A 22,592-nucleotide genomic window follows, 5' to 3' on the forward strand; every position below is an offset into this window, starting at 1 on the left:
CGTGGCCTTTGGGGCCGGTGCGAACGAGGGGGAGGAGAATCCGGTATTTTACCATTGGCGCGGGACGATTCCGGCCGAACCGGTCCGGCCGTCGCCGTCGGCGATCGGCACGCATGCGGCGCCCGGGCGCCGCGCAAGCAGTCCGCCGGCTGGGCTGGCCGCCGTGCCGCCGGACAGGTGCGCCCGCCGGTAGAATGCAGGCTTCCTCCCGACCGCCGCCCCCGCGCCCGCCCGCATGGAACTGAAATGGCTCGAAGACTTCGTCTCGCTCGCTGAAACGCGCAGCTTCAGCCGGTCCGCCGAATTGCGGCACGTGTCGCAGCCCGCGTTCTCGCGGCGCATCCAGGCGCTCGAGGCATGGCTCGCGACCGAACTGATCGATCGCTCGGTCTATCCGACGCGGCTCACGCAGGCCGGCCAGATCTTCTACGAGCAGGCACTGACGATGCTGTCGCAGGCGCACGAGGCGCGCACGCTGCTGCGCGGCCACGTCGGCGCGCCGGTGCCGACGATCGAATTCGCGGTGCCGCACACATTGTCGCTCACGTATTTTCCGCGCTGGCTGCAGCGGATCGAGGCGAAGATGGGGCAGGTCCACACGCGGCTGCGCGCGCTGAACGTGCACGACGCCGTGCTTTCACTCGTCGAGGGCGGCTGCGATCTCGTGATGGGCTATCACCACCCGAGTCACCCCGTCGCGCTCGATCCGGCCCGCTACGACATGCTGGTGCTCGGCAGCGAGCCGATCAGCGCATTTTCGGCGCCGGGCCGCGCGGGCCGGCCGCGCTACACGCTGCCGGGCACGGCCGATGCGCGCGTGCCGTATCTGTCGTATACGCCGAACGCGTATCTCGGCCGGATGACCGAAGTCATCATTGCGAACGCACCGACGTCGCTGTTCCTCGATCGCGTGTACGAAACCGACATGGCCGAAGGGCTGAAGGCGATGGCGCTCGCAGGCCACGGCGTCGCGTTCCTGCCGCACAGCGCGGTCGAGGACGCGGTGGCGAGCGGCCGTCTGATCCGGCTTGACCGGTCGGCGCGCGGCGGCACGCACCCGTTCACGCTGACGATGGAGATCCGCCTTTACTGCGACAAGCTCGCGCTGCACGGCGACGATCCGCATCAGAAGCTCGTGCGCACGCTGTGGGAAGTCGTGCGCGACGAACTGCGCGAAACCGCCGGTTAACCGCGGGCGGTTAACCCGGCCGGTCGCGCGAGCAGCTGACAACGCGCTTGCCACACCTGTCGGACGGCTGTCCGGCGGGCGTTCCGCGTATTTCCCCGACGATTTTTCGCTGACGCGATGCACGACCGATCACGGGCGTTCTTGCGCAAATCGACCGCGGATTTGCGAAAAATCACGATCATGCAAGAAACGCATAATCGAATAAGCAAACGGCATTGGATAAAAAAAACGGGTTTTTCGACAATGTGCGCAATCCGTTGAACGTTGGAGCGTCCATGTCTTCGCAACTGCAGTCCATCCCGTCCTACCTTCACGCCGACGATCTCGGCCCGTGGGGCAACTACCTTCAGCAGGTCGATCGCGTCGCACCGTACCTCGGTTCGCTGTCGCGCTGGCTGGAAACGCTGAAGCGTCCGAAGCGCATCCTGATCGTCGACGTGCCCATCGAGCTCGACAACGGCACCGTCGCGCACTTCGAAGGCTATCGCGTGCAGCACAACGTGTCGCGCGGTCCGGGCAAGGGCGGCGTGCGCTACCACCAGGACGTGACGCTGTCGGAAGTGATGGCGCTGTCGGCATGGATGTCGGTGAAGAACGCGGCCGTGAACGTGCCGTACGGCGGTGCGAAGGGCGGCATCCGCGTCGACCCGCGCAAGCTGTCGCGCGGTGAGCTCGAGCGCGTGACGCGTCGCTACACCAGCGAAATCGGCATCATCATCGGACCGAACACCGACATTCCGGCACCGGACGTCAACACCAACGAACAGGTGATGGCGTGGATGATGGACACGTTCTCGATGAACCAGGGCCAGACGTCGACCGGCGTCGTGACCGGCAAGCCGATCTCGCTCGGCGGTTCGCTCGGCCGCAAGGAAGCGACGGGTCGCGGCGTGTTCGTCGTCGGCTGCGAAGCGGCGAAGAAGAAGGGCCTGGAAATCGAAGGCGCGCGCATCGCCGTGCAGGGCTTCGGCAACGTCGGCGGCATCGCGGCGAAGCTGTTCCAGGAAGCGGGCTCGAAGGTGATCGCGGTGCAGGATCACACGGGCACGATCTACCAGCCGGCCGGCCTCGATTCGAACAAGCTGCTCGACCACGTCGCACGCACGGGCGGCGTCGCGGGCTTCGAAGGCGCCGAACCGATGCCGAACGACGAGTTCTGGACGGTCGAAACCGACATCCTGATCCCGGCGGCACTGGAAAACCAGATCACCGAGAAGAACGCATCGAAGATCCGCACGAAGATCATCGTCGAAGGCGCGAACGGCCCGACGACGACGGCGGCCGACGACATCCTGAGCGCGAACGGCGTGCTCGTGATCCCCGACGTGATCGCCAACGCTGGCGGCGTGACCGTGTCGTACTTCGAGTGGGTGCAGGACTTCTCGAGCTTCTTCTGGACGGAAGACGAGATCAACCACCGTCTCGAGCGCGTGATGCGCGAAGCGTTCGCCGGTGTGTGGGCGGTCGCGGAAGAGCACAAGGTGTCGGTGCGTACGGCGGCGTTCATCGTCGCGTGCAAGCGCATCCTGATGGCGCGCGAAATGCGCGGCCTGTACCCCTGATCGGTCATTTCCGAGCCGATCGGCCGACTATGACGAAAGCATGACGCAATCCACCCGATTGCATGCATGAACCCTCGCGGGCGGTGCCGAATCCGGCACCGCCCGCGTGTGCATTCAGGCGCCGCGAGAGGCGCCCGAAGCCGGGAGGACGGCTTCGTACAGGACGATTCGTAGTACGGTAAACAACCAGTACTTTCAAAAATATTACTTTGATACACTGGCGCGGGTTTTAGCCAAGGAGATGACCAAAATGAAATACCAGAAGGCAGTCCTGATGGTCGCGGCGCTGTGTGCGTTCGCGAGCGGCGCGCATGCACAGGAGACCGGCACGCTGAAGAAGATCAAGGACACGGGCGTGATCGCGCTGGGCCACCGCGAATCGTCGATTCCGTTCTCCTACTATGACCAGAACCAGCAGGTTGTCGGTTATTCGCGCGAATTCCAGATGAAGGTCGTGGACGCGGTGAAGAAGAAGCTGAACCTGCCGAACCTGCAGGTCAAGAACATCCCGGTGACGTCGCAGAACCGCATCCCGCTCGTGCAGAACGGCACGGTCGACATCGAGTGCGGCTCGACGACCAACAACGCCGAGCGTCAGCAGCAGGCCGCATTCTCCGACACGATCTTCGTGATCGGCACGCGCCTGATGACCAAGAAGGATTCGGGCGTGAAGGACTTCGGCGACCTGAAGGGCAAGACGGTCGTGACCACCGCCGGCACGACGTCCGAGCGCCTGTTGCGCAAGATGAACAACGACAAGCAGCTGGGCATGAACATCATCAGCGCGAAGGACCACGGCGACTCGTTCAACACGCTCGAGTCCGGCCGCGCGGTCGCGTTCATGATGGACGACGCGCTGCTCGCGGGCGAGCGCGCGAAGGCGAAGCAGCCGGGCGAGTGGGTGATCGTCGGCACGCCGCAGTCGGAAGAGGCGTACGGCTGCATGATGCGCAAGGGCGATGCAGACTTCAAGAAGGTCGTCGACGATGCGATTTCGCAAGTCGAGAAGTCGGGCGAAGCCGCGAAGATCTACGCGAAGTGGTTCGAGAACCCGATTCCGCCGAAGGGCCTTAACCTGAACTTCCCGCTGTCCGATTCGATGAAGAAGCTGTACGCGAACCCGAACGACAAGGCGCTCGACTGACCAAGCGGCCGTTGAAGCAGAAATGACGCTACTGAAACGGAAGAGGCCACGCTTCTTCCGTTTCTTTTTGCTGGAGTCTTGCCCATGTCTTACCACTGGAACTGGGGCATCTTCCTGAGCCCCGTCTCGACCGGCGAGCCGACGACTTACTTCGGATGGCTGATGTCCGGCTTCTGGGTGACGATCGAGGTGTCGCTCGTCGCCTGGGTCATCGCGCTGATCGTCGGTTCGCTGTTCGGCGTGCTGCGCACGGTGCCGAACAAATGGCTGTCCGCGATCGGCACCGTCTACGTGTCGATCTTCCGGAACATCCCGCTGATCGTGCAGTTCTTCATTTGGTACCTCGTCGTGCCCGAGCTGCTGCCCGCGTCGATCGGCACCTGGATCAAGCAGTTGCCGCCGGGCACGCAGTTCTTCACCGCGTCGATCATCTGCCTCGGCCTGTTCACGGGCGCGCGCGTGTGCGAACAGGTGCGCTCGGGGATCAACGCGCTGCCGAAGGGCCAGCGCGCGGCCGGCCTCGCGATGGGCTTCACGCAATGGCAGACGTACCGCTACGTGCTGCTGCCGGTTGCATACCGGATCATCGTGCCGCCGCTCACGTCCGAATTCCTGAACATCTTCAAGAACTCGGCGGTCGCGTCGACGATCGGCCTGCTCGACCTGTCGGCGCAGGCGCGCCAGCTCGTCGACTACACCGCGCAGACCTACGAGTCGTTCATCGCGGTGACGCTCGCGTACGTGCTCATCAACCTCGTCGTGATGGCGTTCATGCGCTGGATCGAAGGCCGCACGCGGCTGCCCGGCTACATCGGAGGCAAGTGATGCATCAGTTCGACTGGAGTAGTATTCCCGGCGCGATACCGACGCTGTGGTCGGGCGCGATCGTCACGTTCAAGATCACGCTGATCGCGATCGTCGTCGGCATCGTCTGGGGCACGTTGCTGGCGCTGATGCGGCTGTCCGGCGTGAAGCCGCTTGCGTGGTTCGCGAAGGCATACGTGACGGTGTTCCGCTCCATCCCGCTCGTGATGGTGCTGCTGTGGTTCTTCCTGATCGTGCCGCAGGTGCTGCAGGGCGTGCTCGGGCTGTCGCCGACGATCGACATCCGGCTTGCATCGGCGATGGTCGCGTTTTCGCTGTTCGAAGCCGCGTATTATTCCGAGATCATCCGCGCCGGTATCCAGGCGGTGCCGCGCGGGCAGGTCAACGCCGCGTTCGCGCTCGGCATGAACTACGCGCAGGCCATGCGCCTCGTGATCCTGCCGCAGGCGTTCCGCGCGATGGTGCCGCTGCTGCTGACGCAGGCGATCGTCCTGTTCCAGGACACGTCGCTCGTGTACGTGATCAGTCTCGCGGACTTCTTCCGCACGGCCGCCAACATCGGCGATCGCGACGGCACGACCGTCGAGATGGTCCTGTTCGCGGGTGCATGCTATTTCGTGATTTGCTCGGTGGCGTCTGCCCTCGTCAAAGGTCTCCAGAAAAAGGTCACAAGATGATTTCCATCAAGAACGTTTCGAAGTGGTACGGCCAGTTTCAGGTCCTCGCCGATTGCACGACCGAGGTCAAGAAAGGCGAGGTGGTCGTCGTGTGCGGCCCGTCGGGCTCCGGCAAGTCGACGCTGATCAAGACCGTGAACGGCCTGGAGCCGTTCCAGCAGGGCGAAATCCTCGTGAACGGCCAATCGGTCGGCGACAAGAAGACGAACCTGTCGAAGCTGCGCTCGAAGGTCGGGATGGTGTTTCAGCACTTCGAGCTGTTCCCGCACCTGTCGATCACCGAGAACCTGACGCTCGCGCAGATCAAGGTGCTCGGCCGCGGCAAGGACGAAGCGACCGAAAAGGGCATGAAGCTGCTCGATCGCGTCGGCCTGAAGGCGCATGCGCACAAGTTTCCGGGCCAGCTGTCGGGCGGCCAGCAGCAGCGGGTCGCGATCGCGCGCGCGCTGTCGATGGACCCGATCGCGATGCTGTTCGACGAACCGACGTCCGCGCTCGATCCGGAGATGATCAACGAGGTGCTCGACGTGATGGTCGAGCTCGCGCAGGAAGGGATGACGATGATGGTCGTCACGCACGAAATGGGCTTCGCGAAGAAGGTCGCCCATCGCGTGATCTTCATGGACAAGGGCGCCATCGTCGAGGACGACCGCAAGGACGATTTCTTCTCGAATCCGAAGTCGGATCGCGCGAAGGACTTCCTCGCGAAGATCCTGCACTGAGCGATACCGCGTCGCGCGCTTCGTGCACGCGGGATGCGAAACCGCCCGGCCGAGCGCCGGGCGGTTTTTTTTCGCCGGTTGCCCGGCGGCTGCCATTGGCGGCGGACGGATTACGGCACCGGGCGTTACCAGCTGTAGCGGTAGCCGACCTGGCCGGTGACGCCGCGCCGGTAATCGCCGCCGACGTTGCGTGCGTATTTCACGTTCGCGTACAACTCGCCCGACTTGCCGAAGCCCGCGGTCACGCCAAGGCCGAGCTCGTACCACGTGCGGCCCAGGTGCGTCGCGAACGGCGTGCCGCCGACGACGGTCTGGCCCGGCGACAGGAAGTCGTGCAGCACGTCGGCCGTGAAGTACGGCGTTGCTGCGCCGCCGCCCGCGTTCGCGTCGAGGTTCGGCCGGAAAATGCGCACGCCGACGCGTCCGCGCAACGCACTGCTCGTCGTGCCCGACACAGCCGACACGTTGTCGTTGAAGCCGTTCAGCTTCAGGTACTGATACATCAGCTGCGCTTGCGGCTCGACCGCGATCGGCGTGCCGCCGATCCCGAACGGCTTGCCGAGCTCCTGCGACAGTGCGATGCCGAAGCCGTTCTGCGATGCGTCGTTGCCGTAGCCGTCGCGATAGCGGTTGCCGTAGTGCGTGACCTGGCCGACGCTATCGAAGTAGGTGCCGTCGGACAGGTAACGCGTCCAGTAGCCGCCGACGCTCTGCGCGTGCATCTCGATCGAGCCCGTCGATGTCGACAAGCCGGGCGTGCCGCCGCGTGCCATGTCGCTGAAGCTCGCGTTCGCGACGCCGATGCTTGCCGTCACGCCCGCATGCGTGCTGCCGCCGGCCGGTGCCTGATCGAGCGTCCAGTCCTTGCCGAATTGCGCGAAGAACGTGCGCTCGTCGGCCGCAAAGCGGCCCGCGTTCGCATCGAGGCTCTGCCCGCCGATGCGGCCCCACACGCCGTCGCGGCTGCCCGGCGCCTGCTTCTCGAGGTTGTAGATGTCGCCGACGCGCTCGTGCAGCTTGCCGAGCGTCGAGAAGCCGTAGTCCGCGTTCAGCAGCGGCGTCATCGCATAGCCGGCAACCCCTGGGCGGTACGCAAGGTTGCCGCCGCCGCCGTTGCTGATGTTCGGGCCGACCGGATCGCCAGGGTCGGTCGGGTCGAGTTGCGAGCGCAGATACCAGCCGTTCGCATCGCTCTGTCCGCCGCGGTAGAGCCGGTATTCGTATGCGCCGGCCTGCACCGGGCCCGCGAGATGGAACGCCGATGCGGACGTCGTGCCGCCGTTGGCCGTGACGACCACCGGAATCCCGTCGCCCGTCGTCTGCGCGCCGGTGCCGGCCGTGTTCGCGATCTTCAGTCCCGTCGTGCCGGTCGCGGCCCCGCCGTTCACGATCAGCCGGTCGGTCGGCGATGCATCGGCGCCGAGGTAGGTGTTCAGCGCGATCGTGCCGCCGTTGCCGACGTAATTGCCGGTCGTCAGCGTCCGGTAGCTGCCTGCCGCCGTCGGCGCGCCGGACGGCGCGGCGAATGCAACCAGACCCGCGTTGTCCAGGCTGCTCAGCACGGAGCTGCCGGTCATGCGCCACGTGCTCGTGCCGTCGACGTTCAGCGCGACCGGGTCGATCTTGCCGGTGAGGGTCGTGCCGTTCGTCAGGAACACGTTGCCCGTGCTCGACGCGTCCGACACGATGTCGCCGGCGAGATTCACGGCCGATGCGCTGAAGGTCGCGGTGCTGCCGTTCGCGAGGTTCAGCAGCGTGCCGTTGCCGGCCGTCACGACGGTGCCGTTGCGCACCGCGATGTCGACCGTGCCGCCGCGCGCGGCGAACGCCGGTCCGGCGACGGACGCGACGCTGCCGCCGTCGACGAGCACCGCGCTCGTCGCGCCGGTCGCGAGCGTGTCGGTGCTCAGCACGCCGGCCGTCGCGCCCTTGAGCGTCGTGCCGGTCAGCGCGAGCACGCCGCCGCCGTCGACCGTCGCGCCGTTGCCGGCGGCGCTCGCGATCGACGAACTCGTGTCGCCGATGCGGCCGCCGTTTTGCGCGACGACGCCGTCGGCCGACGCGCCCGCCGTCGAGACCTTTGCCCCCGACAGCAGCGCGGTCGCGCCGCTGCCGGCGACGATCGCCTGCGCGCCGGCGCCTGTCGTCGCGACGGTCGTGCCGTTGGCCGCCAGCGTCGAATTCGCGCCCGTCACGAACAGGCCGCGCGCGTTGTCGCCGGCGGTGTGCACGATCGTCGACGCATCGGTCGCGATGCGCGCGCCGGCACCCGTCGACGACAGCCCGTCGGCGCCGTTGCCGGTCGTGCCGATCTGCGTGCCCGACAGCACGATCGTCGTGTTCGAGCCGAGGTTGTCGATGCCCTTGCCGGCGCCGCCCGCCGCGATCGACGTCGCGCCGGCTGCGATGCCGCCGCCCGACACGGTCGAGTCGATCAGCACGCCGTCGGCGCTGCCGTTCGCGACGACGGTGCCCGCGCCCGACAGGGCGACCGACGCGCCGGTACCCGTCAGATGCACGCCGGCGCTGCCGTTGTCCGCCTCGATCGTGCCTGCGTTGGCGAGCGTTGCCGATGCGCCCTGCACGAGTGCGCCGGTGCCGTTCGATACGCGGATTGACGATGCGTTGTTCACCGTGCCGAGCGCGCCGACCACGATCCCCGTCGAGCCGTCGCCGGTCAGCAGCACCGTATTGCGGTTCTCGAGCGTGCCGAGGTTTTGCGCGACGAAGCCCGTCACGCCGGCCGTCGACGATGCGACGGCCGCGTTGTTGGTCAGCGTCGTCGCGACCGGCGTACCGGCGTTCGCCCCGGTGAGGGTGTGTGCCTGGCCGTCGACGGTGCCGGCGATCGCGCCGGCCGCATTCAGGTTGATGGTTGCACCCGAGTCGATCGTGCCCGTCGCGCCGCCTTCGACGGCGATGGCGATGCCGTTCGCGCCGTTGACGTTGTAAGTGGCGTGTCCGGTGGACAACGTCGTGCCGGCACCCGTCGCGAGCACGCCGCGCGCGCGCTGGCCGTTCACGTCGGTCGTCAGCGTGCCGGCCGCCGACGCGCCCGTATAGGCCGCGCCGCCCGCGATGCGGAACAGCGTCGAATCGTCGGTGTCGACGCTCAGCCGCTGTGCGGCGACGTTGATCGTCGAGCCGGAGCCGTATGCGTAGATACCGATCTGGTTCGTGCCCGACATGAACGCGGGCACGGCGTTGGCACCGACGTCGATCGTCGCGCCCGAGCGCGCATGGACGCCGATCGCGCCGTTGCCGGTGAGGTTGAGCGCACCGTCGACCGTGGCCGTTGCCTGCGGCCCTTCGGCCCACACGCCGTAGTTGCGCGTGTCCGACGCCGGATCGAGCCCGCCGGCGACGTTGATCGTGCCGGTCGACGTCGCGGCCGTCGCGGTCGCGCCGGTGCCGACCACCATGAGGCCGATGCCGTTTACGCCGTTCAGCGTGATCGTGCCCGTGTTGGTCACGGTCGCGGCCGAGTTCGCCGCGAGCATGCCGACGTTGGCGAGCGGCGTGCCCGGTGCCGCACCGTTCACGACGATCGTGCCCGCGTTGCGCAGCGTGCCGGACGACGAGCCGATGCTCGCCATCCCGGCGCCGTTTTGCGTCTGCGCGCCGATCACGATCGAGCCGAGGTTGCTCGCGGTGCCGGATGCACCGAGCAGGATCCCGTACGAATGCGCGGAAAGCGCAACGTCGTTCGCAGCGGCCCCAGGTCCGTATTGGGCCGCACGGCCGAGATAGATCGTGCCGCCGGCCGCGTTCGTGAAGGTGCCGTCGGCCGCGAAGCCGCCGATCACCTGGCTGTCGAGCGTCGTCGCATTGACGCCGACGTTGATCGTGCCGGCGTTCGACGCGTTCGCACCGCTCGTCACGGCCACCGCGTAGTTCTGCAGGTCGGGGCGGTTGCCGTCGAGCGTCCACGCGCCGACGTTCATCACGCCATTGTTGACGAACGAGGTGCCCGTGCCGCTTGCGTACACGCCGTTGCCCTCGGTGTACGCGTGGAAGCCGAAGTTGTCGGGCGGCGCGCTGCTGCTCGTGTCGACATTGTCGCCGGACGCGTAGCCGGACGAGATCGTGCCGTTGTTGACGCCGCTTGCGCCGCTCAGCAGGCGCACCAGCGTGAAGTCGCCCGACAGGCGGCCGTCGTTGACGAAGTGCGCGCCGTTTTCCGCGAGAACGGCCGAGCTCGAAGCGATCGTGTTGGTGCCGCGGAAGTCGATCTGGCCGTCCTTGCCGATCTGCAGCGTCGCGTTCGCGCCGGTCCCGTGCATCGCCGACAGGTGATCGATCGGCAGCGTGTTCTTGTCGCCGGCGGACACGTTGTTCGCGTACTGGAAGGTTTCCTTCGAGAACGTGACGGCCTGGCCGAACGCGGTGTCGTACGCGGCCTGCGAGCCGAGCGCGCCGCTCTGGACCGAGCGCACCAGGAAGTCGTTGTACGCGGCGAGCGACGTGGCGTCGGTGACGGTCCAGGTGCTGCCGTCGAATGCGGTGAAGGTGCCCGCATAGGCCGGCACGTCGAGCTGGAGATTGCCGACGGCACCGCCGCTTGCGAGATAGTCGCCGGTGCCGAGCCAGACCTGGTTGCGCGAATTCCAGTTGACGACGCTTTTGGCCGCGCCGGTGCCGTCCGCGAAGGCGAGGTCGGTCTGCTTCGGTGCGATCGAGATTGCGTTGCCGGCCGCGTCGGGCGCGTTCGCGGGATTGCCGATCGACACGTTCAGCGTGCCGCCGGTGTTGTCGACCGTGCCGATCCGCAGGTTCACGTACTGGTTGCCGTTCACGTCGTGGTAGACAGGCACATTGATCGAGCCGGCCGTCGACGCGGTGAAGGCGGACGAGTTGTATGCAGCGATCGACGTATGGGTGTCCGTGATCGTGTCAGGCGTGCTGACGCTTTGCGTCTTGCCGCCGAGCGACAGCAGCGGCTGGCTCGGGTTGCCCGACACGATGGTGGTATTGCCGATCGGCGTGAGCGTATAGCCGGGGTCGCCAGCGGCGCCCGTCCATGCACCCGTCACGCCGACCGTGTCGCCGCCCGACACGATCGTGGCGCCGGCCAGGTTGTCGTTGACGGTCGGGCTGACGCTGCCGAGCGCGCAACTGGCGCCGCTTGCGACCGCCGAACTGTCACCGCAGGTCGACGCGTACGCGGAGCCGGCCGACAGCGCGGCCAGCGCGGCACCGAGCGCGGCGACGCGCAGCGGCGCGCGGCGGATCGCCGTGCGGCCGGCACGGCGGCTTGCGGCCGATTGCCGGCCCGAACGCTTGCCGTGCGCCCGAGCCGTTTCCGCAACCGCGACCCAGCAGCCGGCGGCTTCGCTCCATATCGATCGAAATGAGTGATTCACGACAAGCCCCTCTTTCTTTTTTTTGAAGTGTTATTCGCCGTATGCGGCGAATGCGCGTTCCTCGGTGATGCGCGTTTCGAATGGACGCGCGGCAGCCGTGGCTGCGTCGAGTGCCAATCAGGATTCGTTACACCGAAGATGGGGCGAGTCTACTTATCGACAGGGCAGTCGATTTTCTAAAAAATCAAGATATGTGGGGATGGTAACGGTATTGGGTGATATTTCTGGATTGTGTGGTTAATCGAACTGAAAGCCTTGGTGGGGGTGGGTTTGGCGGGTTTCTATGCTGACCGCGCGGAATTGTCCGGTCGGTGGGTTAACGCACGGTCGGTGTTTTGTTTGTGCTTTAAATTACGGTTTCCGGATTATCCGTTTTTGGCCGATTTGGTCTTGTTTTTGGCCGTTGAATTATTTTGCTCGAAAATTAATAAAATAAAAGCGGGTGTCGTATGGCGACGATCGCGTGCATCCGATGGCGATCTGAATGAAACGTGAAACGTCGTCGGGCGAGACTTTACTGCAGGCGATCTCCGGGGCGTGACGCTCGCGCACGAGCGGAAGGCGGGAAGGGCGCGCGCGCGACGGCGCGGCGCGCTCAGAAGTCGATCGAGTCGTCGGCGTCGTCCGCGGTGCCGGCCGCCAGCGCCTCGCGCCGCACGCCGCCGCACGGCGCGGACGCCGACGCGTCGAGCGCCGGGTTGCGCAGCTTCTCGAGCACGCGCTCGGGCACCGGAATCTGCATCCGCGCGGCGACGTCGCCGCACTGGAACATGATCAGCTCGCCCGGTTCGAACGAGGTCCAGATTTCGTTGTCGGTCAACGGCTGCGTGGCGATCACCGCGACCCGATCCTCGGGCGTCGTGTATTTCGCGAAGTCGATCGACAGGTCTTCGTCGACCAGATGGGCGGTCGAGAACGGCCAGCGCCGCACGAGGTAGTGCAGCCGCGTCGAGCAGTGCGCGAAGAGCGCCTGGCCGTTCGACATCAGGAAGTTGAACACGCCGTGATCGGTGATCCCGCGCGTCAGCTCGCCGACGCGCTCGAACAGTTCCGGCAACGGCGGCTGCGCACCGGGGAACGCTTCGCGCAGGCCCTGCATCAACACGCAGAACGCTTTCTCGCTGTCGGTCGTGCCGACCGGATGGTAGACGCTGCCGTCGAGATCGGGTTCGTAGTCCTGCAGATCGCCGTTATGCGCGAAGATCCAGTGCCGCCCCCACAGCTCGCGCATGAACGGGTGGCTGTTTTCGAGGAGGATGTGACCCTGCGTGGCCTTGCGGATGTGCGCGATCGTGTTCTTGGACTTGATCGGGTAGCGCTTCACCATTTCGGCGATCGGCGACGTGGCCGACGCCTGCTGGTCGATGAAGAGGCGGCAGGCCTTGTCCTCGAAGAACGCGATCCCCCAGCCGTCGGCATGGTGATCGGTGAGCCCGCCCCGGGCCGCGAAACCTGTGAAGGAGAATGTGACGTCCGTCGGCGCGGCGCAGTTCATTCCAAGAAGTTGGCACATTTTACTTGGGGCGGGGGCGAAAGCAGGGGGGTAACCAACCGGGTGAACCCCGGTACAATGTGGCTTCTAGCATATCACCGAGCCTTGAGCGGTAAAAAGCGGATTCCGCCGGCCGAAGGCCTCGTGTTGCGGTTTGCCGTCAGTCGGCCCGCGCACGCGCGTTCCGGCCCCGCAGATGGCCAGCCCGTTCCTCACGACGCCTCCTATGACTGCCTCGAACGCTTCCTCTCCGGCGACGCTCACGCTCGCCCGTCCCGACGACCTGCACCTGCACCTGCGCGACGGCGACATGCTGGCCGCCGTGCTGCCGCACACGGCGCGCCAGTTCGCCCGCGCGATCGTCATGCCGAACCTGAAGCCGCCCGTCACGACCACCGCGCAAGCGCAGGCCTATCGCGAGCGAATCCTGGCCGCGCTGCCGGCGGGCATGGCGTTCGAGCCGCTGATGACGCTGTACCTGACCGACAACACGGCGCCCGACGAAATCCGCCGCGCGCGCGACAGCGGCTTCGTGCACGGCGTGAAGCTGTATCCGGCCGGCGCGACGACGAACTCGGATCACGGCGTCAGCGATCTCGCGAAGTGCGCGAAGACGCTCGATGTCATGCAGGAAACGGGCATGCCGCTGCTGGTGCACGGCGAGGTGACCGATCCGGCGATCGACATGTTCGATCGCGAGAAGGTGTTCATCGACCGGGTGATGACGCCGCTGCGCCGCGATTTTCCCGGCCTGAAAGTCGTGTTCGAGCACATCACGACCAGGGACGCGGCCGACTACGTGCGCGACGCCGATGCAGCGCCGGGCCTGCTCGGTGCGACGATCACGCCGCAGCACATGCTGTACAGCCGCAACGCGCTGTTCGTCGGCGGGATTCGCCCGCATTACTACTGCCTGCCGGTGCTGAAGCGCGAAACGCACCGCGTCGCGCTCGTCGAAGCCGCGACGTCGGGCAACCCGCGCTTCTTCCTGGGCACCGACAGCGCGCCGCACGCGCGCGGCGCGAAGGAAACCGCGTGCGGCTGCGCGGGCTGCTACACGGCGCTGCATGCGCTCGAGCTTTATGCGGAAGCGTTCGACCAGGCCGGTGCGCTCGACAAGCTGGAGAATTTCGCGAGCCGCTTCGGCGCCGATTTCTACGGGCTGCCGCACAGCACGGAGACGATCACGCTGCGCCGCGAGACCTGGGAGCTGCCGCTCGAAGTCTTCGCGGGCGATACGCCGGTCGTGCCGCTGCGCGCCGGCGAAACCATCGGCTGGAAGTTCGCGTGACCGGCACGCCGCCGCGCGGGGCCGGCCCGACGGCCGGCGGCGGGGCGGCGGTATTTGCGCAGATCGACTGGTCGGCGCCGTGGCTCGCGCCTTACGCGGCGCCCGGTCGTACGCTGCAGGCGGCTGCGCTCGCGGGCGAGGCCGCGTTGCTCGATGCGTTGAACGGCACGCTGCGCGGCGGTACGCGGGCGAGCGGTCGCGGCCGGCCGCTGTGCTTCGTGCCGCAGGCGGAGCTGCCGCCGGGCGTCGCATACGAAACGCATATTGCCGACACGGGCGGCGTCCCGACCCGCCACAATCTTCACGACTTCTTCAATGCGCTCGTGTGGTTCGCGTATCCGCGCACCAAGGCCGCGCTGAATGCACGCCAGGCCGCGGCGATCGATGCCGCGGGCGGCGTCGGTCCCGTGCGCGGCACGCTGCGCGATGCGCTCACGTTGTTCGACGAGAACGCCGCGCTGTTCGTGACGGCCGACCGCGCGCTTGCCGATGCGTTGCGGGGCTTCAGCTGGCAGCAGCTTCTGGTGGCGGCGCGCGACGCGTGGGGCACGCGCTGCGAGGCGCGGCTTGTCGGCCACGCGCTGCTCGAGAAGCTCGTCACGCCGTACAAGTCCTGCACCGCGCACACGTGGATCGTCGAAGTGAGTGACGACTATTTCTCGTGGCCCGATGCACGGCGTGCCGCACATGTCGATGAGTGGATCGCCGATGAACTCGCGACCCGCGACCTGACGAGCCGCGATTTCGCACCGCTCCCGGTGCTCGGCGTGCCGGGCTGGTGCGCCGCGAATGCCGAGCCCGCGTTCTACGACGATCCGGCGGTATTTCGCAGCGGCCGCCGCTCGCGCGCTGCCGGCGGCGGCGCGCAGTGCTAGAATGCGCACCGCAAAGCAGGCCAGGCAGTCGCGGCCTCGCCGCCTTCGGGCAGGCGGGGGCGAGGAAAGTCCGGACTCCACAGGGCAGGGTGATGGCTAACGGCCATCCGTGGCGACACGCGGAACAGGGCAACAGAAAGCAAACCGCCGATGGCCCGGCGCGAGCCGGGATCAGGTAAGGGTGAAACGGTGCGGTAAGAGCGCACCGCGGCGACGGCGACGTCCGCCGGCACGGTAACCTCCACCCGGAGCAATTCCAAGTAGGCAGGCGCGCATTTTCGGATGCAGGACGGGGCCCCCGTCTCGTCTGCGGGTAGGAAGCTTGAGCGCGTCAGCAATGGCGCGCCTAGAGGAATGGCTGCCACGCGCCGTGCGCTTCGGCGTGCAGCGTGCACAGAATCCGGCTTATCGGCCTGCTTTGCCGCTCGAATGTGAAAGGGCCGGCGCTCCATCAGGAGCGCCGGCCCTTTTTTCATGCGTGATTGCCGCGCGTTCAGACTGCGACGATGTCGAACGAATGCGTGAGTTCGGCCGTCTTCGCGATCATGATCGATGCGGAGCAGTATTTGTCGTGCGACAGGTTGATCGCGCGCTCGACCGTGGCCGGGTTCAGGTTGCGGCCCGTGACGGTGAAGTGGAAGTGGACCTTCGTGAACACCTTCGGATCTTCGCTCGCGCGTTCCGCCTTCAACGTGACCGAGCAGCCGGTGACTTCCTGGCGGCTCTTCTTCAGGATCAGCACGACGTCGTATGCGGTGCAGCCGCCGGTGCCGACCAGCACCATTTCCATGGGGCGCGGCGCGAGATTATGGCCGCCGCCTTCCGGCGCGCCGTCCATCGCGACGAGGTGCCCGCTTCCGGTCTGGGCGGAAAACGCCATGCCGTCCTGACCCATCCAGCTTACTTTGCATTCCATGCTTGCACTCCAGCGTTGCCTGATTCGAATTTGATCATGCATTGTAGCCCGCAGCGCAACAGTCGGCTGATGCGCTGCACGACGCGCAACGTCGCGCCGCCGCACGCGGCGCCTGGCGGAGCGCCGAATGCCGATTTCCCTGCTGTTTTTAGGGGTTTTGCTCTAGATGCGACGTGCTTCCGATGGCGTTCTCGTCATCCAATCGATTGATTTAAAAAGAGAAAATGGGTGTCGGCGGTGGCATCTGTTGCATTCCGTATTATGGTGTTCGATTTCGTAATGCAAATTTTCTTGTGAATCCGGCGGCCCGTTCGTATAATGAGCCTCATTGGTTGCCGCGCTGCGGCAACCTCCGCATGTCTCCTCCACCCTCCTCCTAAGGTGGATTAAGCCCGAACCAGCCGTTCGGGCTTTTTTTCGTCCCATGCAAGCATCGGCGCGCAGTTTGCGCGCGCCGATCTGGCGTGATTCCGCTTACGCGGGCCGCCGCACGGCTGGTTGCGATGCCGCGCCGGTTGGCGTGTCGGTCGAACCAGCGGGCGCCGGGACCTGCGCGGCCGATGCGTGGCCATGACCGCGCGCGCAGAAGTGGCGTACGCGTTCGCGTACCGCGCGCAGGCGGGCGACGCGATCCTCGGCATGGGCGTCACGGGCATCGGCGATGCGGGCGTCGAGTGCGTCGAGCTTGGCCTCGCAGCCGGCCCGGGCAGCGACGGCAGGCGCCGCGACCGCCAGCAATGCGGCCGCGAGAAGGGACGTAAGTCGTTGTTTCATCATGCTTGTTTGTTGTTTTCCGTTGTCGGCCGGTCTGGCGCGGCAAGGTCAGGTGCCGCGCGTCGATGGGTGCCTCACCGGGCGCTCGGTTCGCCAGGTATATCGGGGCACGAACGGATTTTGGCCCATTTCGGGCGCCGCCGGCACGGGGCATGGATTCTTTTTGACCGCTCTGCCGTATTTCCTTTATAATTCAGGGCTTTTCCGCATTCATGCCCACGGAAAAAGAACAGGGAGAGCCTGCACCGCGCCTCGAAGCGCACACAGACAAGCAGGAAGAACACATCGGGCAAAGCATTTTTTTTGGATCGATCATGAAGACGTTTTCCGCAAAAGCCCATGAGGTGACGCGCGAATGGTACGTGATTGACGCGACGGATAAGGTTCTCGGCCGTGTTGCCAGCGAAGTGGCACGCCGTCTGCGCGGCAAGCACAAGCCTGAGTTCACCCCGCACGTCGACACTGGTGATTTCATCATCATCATCAACGCAAGCAAGTTGAAGGTCACGGGCAACAAGACTCTGGACAAGAAGTACTACCGTCACTCGGGCTACCCGGGCGGTATCTATGAAACGACGTTCGGCAAGATGCAAGAACGCTTCCCGGGCCGTGCGCTCGAGAAGGCGGTCAAGGGCATGCTGCCGAAGGGCCCGCTCGGCTACGCGATGATCAAGAAGCTGAAGGTCTACGCTGAAGCGACGCATCCGCACTCGGCTCAACAGCCGAAGGCGCTCGAGATCTAAGGGGAGCCCACATGATCGGTAACTGGAACTACGGTACGGGCCGCCGCAAGAGCGCAGTCGCACGTGTCTTCATCAAGGCTGGCAAGGGCGACATCATCGTCAACGGCAAGCCCATCGCTGACTACTTCTCGCGCGAAACGTCGCTGATGATCGTGCGTCAACCGCTGGAACTCACGAACCACGGCCAGACGTTCGACATCAAGGTGAACGTGAACGGCGGCGGCGAAACGGGTCAGGCAGGCGCAGTGCGCCACGGCATCACCCGCGCGCTGATCGACTACGATGCGACGCTGAAGCCGTCGCTGTCGAACGCAGGCTTCGTCACGCGCGATGCACGTGAAGTCGAGCGTAAGAAGGTTGGTCTGCGCAAGGCACGTCGCGCAAAGCAGTTCTCGAAGCGTTAATTCCGCTTCATGGCCGCGCCGCTTTCGGGCGGCGTCCGCCGGAAAAACCGCCAGCATTCACGCTGGCGGTTTTTTTATGTCCGCGCGGCGGTGTCCCGCGGGCAGTTTCCTGTACTGAAATCAACAAGAACCTATTGATTTCATGGACATCAGCACGATCTTCTGATCGGCCCTACAATAGCGGCTAAAGCTTTTTGGAGAGTTCGCATGAACGCTGTTACCGAATCCGCAGCAACGACCACCGAAATGCCGGTACCGTTCGTCTTCACCGACGCCGCGGCCGACAAGGTCAAGCAACTGATCGACGAAGAGGGCAATCCCGACCTGAAGCTGCGCGTATTCGTGCAGGGTGGCGGCTGCTCGGGCTTCCAGTATGGCTTCACGTTCGACGAGGAAGTCAACGAGGACGACACCGTGATGAACAAGAACGGCGTCCAGCTCCTGATCGACTCGATGAGCTACCAGTACCTGGTCGGCGCCGAGATCGACTACAAGGACGACCTCAACGGCGCCCAGTTCGTGATCAAGAACCCGAACGCAACGACGACCTGCGGGTGCGGCTCGTCGTTCTCGGTCTGAGCGCACGCCAAATCCTGTCCGGTTCGCCGGAATGAAAAACGGGGCTTCATGCCCCGTTTTTTTGTGCCTGCGCGCGGCGCGAACCGGGCGGCCTGCGTCTCGTCGCGTCCCGGCCGGCCATCAGCGCGGATAAAGCGCGCCCAGCACGCGCGCGTCCGCGGCGCCCGTCACGCTCGCGAGGTTGCCGGGCTGGCGCGCGGTGAAGCGATACGCGAGCCACGCGAACGCGAGCGCTTCGACCTGCTGTGGCGGCACGCCGAGCGCGGCTGTCGTATCCACTGTCGCTGGCACGCCGGCTTCGCGCAACGCATCCGCGAGCGCGGCGAGCAGCACCGGATTGCGGGCGCCGCCACCGCAGACGAATACGGCCTTGCAATCCGTCGCATGCTGCGCGACTTCGCGGGCGACCGAGACGGCGGTGAGCGCCGTCAGCGTCGCCTGCACGTGTTCGGGCGCGACTTGCGTGAACGCGGCGAGCTTCGCGTCCAGCCACGCGGGATTGAACAGGTCGCGGCCGGTGCTTTTCGGCGGCGGCGCGGCGAAGTAGGGCTCGTCAAGCAGCGCGTCGAGCAGCGGAGCATGTACGGTGCCGCGCGCGGCGAACTTGCCGCCGTCGTCGTACGGCTTGCCGAGGTGGCGCGTCGCCCACGCGTCGAGCAGCGCGTTCGCGGGCCCGCAGTCGAAGCCGCGCACGTCGCCGCCATCGCCGGGCAGGATCGTGATGTTGCTGATGCCGCCGAGGTTGCAGACGACGCGCGTCTCGCCCGGCGCGCCGAAGATCGTCGCGTGGAACGCCGGCGCGAGCGGCGCGCCGTGGCCGCCGGCCGCCACGTCGCGGCTGCGGAAATCGGCGATCACGTCGATATGGGCAAGCTCCGCGAGCAGGGCCGGATTGTTGAGCTGGCGCGTGTAGCCGCGCTCCGGACGGTGTCGGACCGTCTGGCCATGCACGCCGATCGCGCGGATCTGGTCGCGCGACAGGCCGGCGGTGCGCTGCAACTCGTGACAGCACACCGCGTAGCGCGCGACGAGCGCGTTCGCCGCGACGGATTCGCGGTCGATCTCGTTGTCGCCGGGCTGCTGCAGCGCGAACAGCGCATCGCGCAGCGATTGCGCGAAGCCGACGAACGCTTCCGCGAGCACGACGGGCGCGCGGCCCGTCTCGAAGCGCACGGCGACGCCGTCGACGCCGTCCATGCTGGTTCCCGACATCAGCCCGAAGTAGATGCCGTCGGCCGGATGGGCGGGTTGCGGATGTCGTTGCGGCACGTTGGGTTCTCCTGGATCGAGCGGCGCGGGCCGGTGCCACGCGCCTTGCGCCCGATTATCCGCGCAACCTGACGCATCGTTAAGCGATGCACGCGCAAGTTATGGGAAAATCCCTGTCTTTGCGACATTCTTCCCGGCACCGATGAGCACCGAACCCAGTTTCAAGCCTGTTTTCCCGATCACCGACGAAGTCCGCCATGCGCTCGCCGTCACGAAGCGCGGCGTCGATGAACTGCTGATCGAGGAAGAGTTCGCGCAGAAGCTCGCGCGCAGCGCGGCTACCGGCACGCCGCTGCGCATCAAGCTCGGCCTCGATCCGACCGCGCCCGACATCCACATCGGCCATACGGTCGTGCTGAACAAGATGCGCCAGCTGCAGGATCTCGGCCACACCGTGATTTTCCTGATCGGCGATTTCACGTCGCTGATCGGGGACCCGTCGGGCCGCAACGCGACGCGCCCGCCGCTCACGCGCGAACAGATCGAATCGAACGCGAAGACCTACTTCGAACAGGCCGCGCTCGTGCTCGATCGCGCAAAGACCGAAATTCGCTACAACAGCGAATGGTCGATGCCGCTCGGCGCGGACGGGATGATCAAGCTCGCGTCGCGCTACACGGTCGCGCGAATCCTCGAGCGCGAGGATTTCACGAAGCGCTTCCAGAGCGGCGTGCCGATCTCGATCCACGAATTCCTGTACCCGCTGATGCAGGGCTACGACTCGGTCGCGCTGAATGCCGACCTCGAACTCGGCGGCACCGATCAGAAGTTCAACCTGCTCGTCGGCCGCGAACTGCAGAAGCAGTACGGCCAGGAACAGCAGTGCATCCTGACGATGCCGCTGCTCGAGGGTCTCGACGGCGTCGAGAAGATGTCGAAGTCGAAGGGCAACTACGTCGGCATCAGCGAGAAGCCGAACGACATGTTCGGCAAGCTGATGAGCATCTCGGACACGCTGATGTGGCGTTATTTCGAGCTGCTGTCGTTCCGCGGCCTCGACGAAATCGCCGGTTTCAAGCGCGAGGCCGAAGGCGGTCGCAATCCGCGCGACTTCAAGGTGCTGCTTGCGCAGGAAATCGTCGCGCGCTTCCACTCGCAGGCCGACGCCGAGCGTGCGCTGGAGGACTTCAATCACCGCGCGAAGGGCGGCGTGCCGGACGACATTCCGTCGGTCACGCTCGCGGGCGCGCCGCTCGCGATCGGCCAGCTGCTGAAGCAGGCGGGCCTCGTGCCGTCGACGAGCGAAGCGCTGCGCAACATCGAGCAGGGCGGCGTGAAGATCGATGGCGCGACGGTGTCCGACAAGGGCCTGAAGGTCGAGGCCGGCGAGTTCGTCGTCCAAGTCGGCAAGCGCCGCTTCGCGCGCGTCACGCTGACCGCATGATCGCGCTGATCCAGCGCGTGAAGCGCGCCGACGTGCGCGTTGGCGACCGCACGACGGGCGAGATCGGTGCAGGGCTGCTCGCACTCGTCTGTGCGGAGCGCGGCGACACCGAGGCCGTGGCCGACAAGCTGCTCGCGAAGCTGCTTGGCTATCGCGTGTTCAGTGACGCGGCGGGCAAGATGAACCTGCCGGTGTCGAACATCGACGGCATGGGCGGCGCCGGCGGCCTGCTGCTGGTGTCGCAGTTCACGCTCGCGGCCGATACCAACAGCGGGCTGCGGCCGAGCTTTACGCCGGCCGCGCCGCCCGACGAAGGCGCGCGCCTGTTCGACTATTTCGTCGCGGCCGCGCGCGCGCGTCATCCGGTCGTCGAGACGGGCGAGTTCGGCGCCGACATGCAGGTGTCGCTCGTCAACGATGGCCCCGTGACGTTCTGGCTGCAAGTGCGGCCCTGATCTTTCCCCGGAGACGCGCCGCGATGGCCACCACGCAGATTCTCTTCATTCGTCATGGTGAGACGGCCTGGAACCGCATCAAGCGCATCCAGGGCCATATCGACATTCCGCTGGCCGACACCGGGCTCGCGCAGGCGCAGCGGCTGGCCGTCCGACTCGCGCGGGAAGCGCATGAAGGACAGCGGATCGACGCGATCTATTCGAGCGACCTGATGCGAGCGCAGCAGACCGCGCAACCCTTTGCCGAGGCGCTCGGGCTGCCGCTGCGGTTGCGCGAAGGGCTGCGCGAGCGCGCGTACGGCGTGTTCCAGGGGCATGACAGCACCGGGATCGAGACGCTGTTTCCGGACGCCTACGCCGCGTGGCAGACGCGCGATCCGGGCTTCGCGCCCGAGGGCGGTGAGTCGCAGCGCGAGTTCTATCATCGCGTGCTGCATGCGCTCGAGCCGATCGTCGCTGCGCATCCGGGCGGGCGGATTGCATGCGTCGCGCACGGCGGCGTGCTGGATTGCGTGTATCGCTTTGCAAACGGTCTCGACCTGTCGGCGCCGCGCAGCTATCAGTTGCTGAACACCAGCATCAACGTCGTCGATTACGTCGATGGCCGTGCGCAGGTCGTGCAATGGGCCGACGTATCACATCTGGATACCGCGAGCGACGACGACGGGTATCGCAAGGTACTTTGATGTGCTAATGCCGGCCTCGCCGGCGTGAGCTGCGGGCCGACTTCTACATTTGGCTTGGTGCGGCTTCGCGTGGCGCATCCCGTAGTCGAGCGCGTACGCGATTTTACCGGGCTCGTCGGCCGTGATCGGCTGGCGGCAGCTTGCCGAATTCTCCCTGGGTGTACTTCTCCCCGCCATTGATCGCATCGGCGCGGCGGCGACGGGAATCTGACGACAAATCGAAATGATCCGAAGAAACGGAT

The 22,592-nt window shown here is 66.0% G+C and carries 19 protein-coding genes, 1 other RNA gene and 1 pseudogene; 15 read left to right on the plus strand and 6 right to left on the minus strand.

What is annotated here, in order from left to right; translation table 11 throughout:
• The first annotated feature begins 235 nt into the window (after positions 1–235).
• The 6 genes from WI26_RS02845 to WI26_RS02870 all read left to right on the plus strand — a co-directional run bounded on the left by WI26_RS02845 (position 236) and on the right by WI26_RS02870 (position 6,119).
• Entirely contained in the window at positions 236–1,189 is a 954-nt protein-coding gene (locus tag WI26_RS02845; protein WP_059538353.1) for a LysR substrate-binding domain-containing protein, read from the plus strand.
• Positions 1,190–1,464: 275 nt separating this feature from the next.
• Positions 1,465–2,751 carry a Glu/Leu/Phe/Val family dehydrogenase gene (locus WI26_RS02850; RefSeq protein ID WP_059465395.1) on the plus strand — a complete coding sequence of 429 codons (1,287 nt, stop codon included), beginning with the start codon at positions 1,465–1,467 and terminating at the stop codon, positions 2,749–2,751.
• A gap of 250 nt (positions 2,752–3,001) precedes the next feature.
• The gene (locus tag WI26_RS02855; protein WP_059465500.1) at positions 3,002–3,895 is read left to right on the plus strand and encodes a glutamate/aspartate ABC transporter substrate-binding protein; all 894 of its coding nucleotides are present in this window, start codon (positions 3,002–3,004) and stop codon (positions 3,893–3,895) included.
• Between the two features lie 84 nt (positions 3,896–3,979).
• Complete coding sequence (locus WI26_RS02860; protein ID WP_059465396.1) at positions 3,980–4,720, plus strand: amino acid ABC transporter permease; 741 nt, start codon at positions 3,980–3,982, stop codon at positions 4,718–4,720.
• Positions 4,720–5,397, plus strand: a complete 678-nt coding sequence (gene gltK / locus WI26_RS02865) for a glutamate/aspartate ABC transporter permease GltK (RefSeq protein WP_059465397.1) — start codon at positions 4,720–4,722, stop codon at positions 5,395–5,397. The genes WI26_RS02860 and gltK overlap by 1 nt, the downstream gene beginning before the upstream one ends.
• Positions 5,394–6,119 (plus strand): amino acid ABC transporter ATP-binding protein, encoded by a 726-nt coding sequence (locus tag WI26_RS02870; RefSeq protein WP_059465398.1) that lies wholly within the window; start codon positions 5,394–5,396, stop codon positions 6,117–6,119. The genes gltK and WI26_RS02870 overlap by 4 nt, the downstream gene beginning before the upstream one ends.
• A 125-nt stretch (positions 6,120–6,244) precedes the next feature.
• Here WI26_RS02870 and WI26_RS02875 read toward each other — a convergent pair whose 3' ends face one another.
• Both WI26_RS02875 and WI26_RS02880 read right to left on the minus strand, forming a co-directional pair.
• A complete protein-coding gene (locus WI26_RS02875; RefSeq protein WP_069225126.1) occupies positions 6,245–11,482 on the minus strand; it encodes an autotransporter outer membrane beta-barrel domain-containing protein in 5,238 nt (1,745 codons plus the stop codon).
• Positions 11,483–12,077: 595 nt separating this feature from the next.
• Positions 12,078–12,995, minus strand: a complete 918-nt coding sequence (locus WI26_RS02880) for a class II glutamine amidotransferase (protein ID WP_059465400.1) — start codon at positions 12,993–12,995, stop codon at positions 12,078–12,080.
• A gap of 205 nt (positions 12,996–13,200) precedes the next feature.
• Between WI26_RS02880 and pyrC the strand changes: the two genes are divergently transcribed.
• From pyrC to rnpB, 3 genes are all read left to right on the plus strand, one after another.
• A complete protein-coding gene (pyrC, locus tag WI26_RS02885; RefSeq protein ID WP_069225127.1) occupies positions 13,201–14,265 on the plus strand; it encodes a dihydroorotase in 1,065 nt (354 codons plus the stop codon).
• Complete coding sequence (locus WI26_RS02890) at positions 14,262–15,140, plus strand: DUF3025 domain-containing protein (RefSeq protein WP_069225128.1); 879 nt, start codon at positions 14,262–14,264, stop codon at positions 15,138–15,140. The genes pyrC and WI26_RS02890 overlap by 4 nt, the downstream gene beginning before the upstream one ends.
• Positions 15,141–15,152: 12 nt before the next feature.
• Positions 15,153–15,564: RNase P RNA component class A (gene rnpB / locus WI26_RS02895), an RNA gene on the plus strand.
• A 69-nt stretch (positions 15,565–15,633) separates the two neighbouring features.
• Here the strand turns inward: rnpB and WI26_RS02900 are convergent.
• Both WI26_RS02900 and WI26_RS02905 read right to left on the minus strand, forming a co-directional pair.
• Entirely contained in the window at positions 15,634–16,098 is a 465-nt protein-coding gene (locus WI26_RS02900) for an OsmC family protein (RefSeq protein WP_081057545.1), read from the minus strand.
• 432 nt (positions 16,099–16,530) lie between these two features.
• Positions 16,531–16,833 (minus strand): DUF1090 family protein, encoded by a 303-nt coding sequence (locus tag WI26_RS02905; RefSeq protein ID WP_069225129.1) that lies wholly within the window; start codon positions 16,831–16,833, stop codon positions 16,531–16,533.
• A gap of 311 nt (positions 16,834–17,144) precedes the next feature.
• On the opposite strand from WI26_RS02905, the gene rplM reads away from it, so the two are divergent.
• The 3 genes from rplM (at position 17,145) to erpA (ending at position 18,556) form a co-directional block, all read left to right on the plus strand.
• The gene (gene rplM / locus WI26_RS02910) at positions 17,145–17,573 is read left to right on the plus strand and encodes a 50S ribosomal protein L13 (RefSeq protein ID WP_009687896.1); all 429 of its coding nucleotides are present in this window, start codon (positions 17,145–17,147) and stop codon (positions 17,571–17,573) included.
• An 11-nt stretch (positions 17,574–17,584) separates the two neighbouring features.
• Complete coding sequence (rpsI, locus tag WI26_RS02915; RefSeq protein ID WP_011883283.1) at positions 17,585–17,977, plus strand: 30S ribosomal protein S9; 393 nt, start codon at positions 17,585–17,587, stop codon at positions 17,975–17,977.
• A 207-nt stretch (positions 17,978–18,184) separates the two neighbouring features.
• Entirely contained in the window at positions 18,185–18,556 is a 372-nt protein-coding gene (gene erpA, locus WI26_RS02920) for an iron-sulfur cluster insertion protein ErpA (RefSeq protein ID WP_059451991.1), read from the plus strand.
• Positions 18,557–18,676: 120 nt separating this feature from the next.
• Here erpA and WI26_RS02925 read toward each other — a convergent pair whose 3' ends face one another.
• A complete protein-coding gene (locus tag WI26_RS02925; protein WP_069225130.1) occupies positions 18,677–19,825 on the minus strand; it encodes an anhydro-N-acetylmuramic acid kinase in 1,149 nt (382 codons plus the stop codon).
• A 142-nt stretch (positions 19,826–19,967) separates the two neighbouring features.
• On the opposite strand from WI26_RS02925, the gene tyrS reads away from it, so the two are divergent.
• The 3 genes from tyrS to WI26_RS02940 are packed head-to-tail and all read left to right on the plus strand — an operon-like array spanning position 19,968 to position 22,350.
• On the plus strand, positions 19,968–21,209 hold the full coding sequence (tyrS, locus tag WI26_RS02930) for a tyrosine--tRNA ligase (RefSeq protein WP_069225131.1): 1,242 nt from the start codon (positions 19,968–19,970) through the stop codon (positions 21,207–21,209).
• Entirely contained in the window at positions 21,206–21,664 is a 459-nt protein-coding gene (gene dtd, locus WI26_RS02935) for a D-aminoacyl-tRNA deacylase (protein ID WP_059511007.1), read from the plus strand. The genes tyrS and dtd overlap by 4 nt, the downstream gene beginning before the upstream one ends.
• A gap of 23 nt (positions 21,665–21,687) precedes the next feature.
• On the plus strand, positions 21,688–22,350 hold the full coding sequence (locus WI26_RS02940; protein ID WP_069225132.1) for a histidine phosphatase family protein: 663 nt from the start codon (positions 21,688–21,690) through the stop codon (positions 22,348–22,350).
• Positions 22,351–22,422: 72 nt separating this feature from the next.
• Here WI26_RS02940 and WI26_RS32830 read toward each other — a convergent pair.
• Positions 22,423–22,543: pseudogene (locus WI26_RS32830) on the minus strand (chromosome partitioning protein ParB); the annotation flags it as partial.
• Between the last annotated feature and the right edge of the window lie 49 nt (positions 22,544–22,592).

It is taken from the genome of Burkholderia diffusa (assembly GCF_001718315.1).
GTDB classification, from domain to species: domain Bacteria; phylum Pseudomonadota; class Gammaproteobacteria; order Burkholderiales; family Burkholderiaceae; genus Burkholderia; species Burkholderia diffusa_B.

What these genes read in the sequence shown, in the direction of transcription:
- WI26_RS02845 (WP_059538353.1), top strand. Translation starts at nt 236, where the DNA reads ATGGAACTGAAATGGCTCGAAGACTTCGTCTCGCTCGCTGAAACGCGC.
- WI26_RS02850 (WP_059465395.1), top strand. Translation starts at nt 1,465, where the DNA reads ATGTCTTCGCAACTGCAGTCCATCCCGTCCTACCTTCACGCCGACGAT.
- WI26_RS02855 (WP_059465500.1), top strand. Translation starts at nt 3,002, where the DNA reads ATGAAATACCAGAAGGCAGTCCTGATGGTCGCGGCGCTGTGTGCGTTC.
- WI26_RS02860 (WP_059465396.1), top strand. Translation starts at nt 3,980, where the DNA reads ATGTCTTACCACTGGAACTGGGGCATCTTCCTGAGCCCCGTCTCGACC.
- gltK (WP_059465397.1), top strand. Translation starts at nt 4,720, where the DNA reads ATGCATCAGTTCGACTGGAGTAGTATTCCCGGCGCGATACCGACGCTG.
- WI26_RS02870 (WP_059465398.1), top strand. Translation starts at nt 5,394, where the DNA reads ATGATTTCCATCAAGAACGTTTCGAAGTGGTACGGCCAGTTTCAGGTC.
- WI26_RS02880 (WP_059465400.1), bottom strand. Translation starts at nt 12,995, where the DNA reads ATGTGCCAACTTCTTGGAATGAACTGCGCCGCGCCGACGGACGTCACA.
- pyrC (WP_069225127.1), top strand. Translation starts at nt 13,201, where the DNA reads ATGACTGCCTCGAACGCTTCCTCTCCGGCGACGCTCACGCTCGCCCGT.
- WI26_RS02900 (WP_081057545.1), bottom strand. Translation starts at nt 16,098, where the DNA reads ATGCATGATCAAATTCGAATCAGGCAACGCTGGAGTGCAAGCATGGAA.
- WI26_RS02905 (WP_069225129.1), bottom strand. Translation starts at nt 16,833, where the DNA reads ATGATGAAACAACGACTTACGTCCCTTCTCGCGGCCGCATTGCTGGCG.
- rplM (WP_009687896.1), top strand. Translation starts at nt 17,145, where the DNA reads ATGAAGACGTTTTCCGCAAAAGCCCATGAGGTGACGCGCGAATGGTAC.
- rpsI (WP_011883283.1), top strand. Translation starts at nt 17,585, where the DNA reads ATGATCGGTAACTGGAACTACGGTACGGGCCGCCGCAAGAGCGCAGTC.
- erpA (WP_059451991.1), top strand. Translation starts at nt 18,185, where the DNA reads ATGAACGCTGTTACCGAATCCGCAGCAACGACCACCGAAATGCCGGTA.
- tyrS (WP_069225131.1), top strand. Translation starts at nt 19,968, where the DNA reads ATGAGCACCGAACCCAGTTTCAAGCCTGTTTTCCCGATCACCGACGAA.
- dtd (WP_059511007.1), top strand. Translation starts at nt 21,206, where the DNA reads ATGATCGCGCTGATCCAGCGCGTGAAGCGCGCCGACGTGCGCGTTGGC.
- WI26_RS02940 (WP_069225132.1), top strand. Translation starts at nt 21,688, where the DNA reads ATGGCCACCACGCAGATTCTCTTCATTCGTCATGGTGAGACGGCCTGG.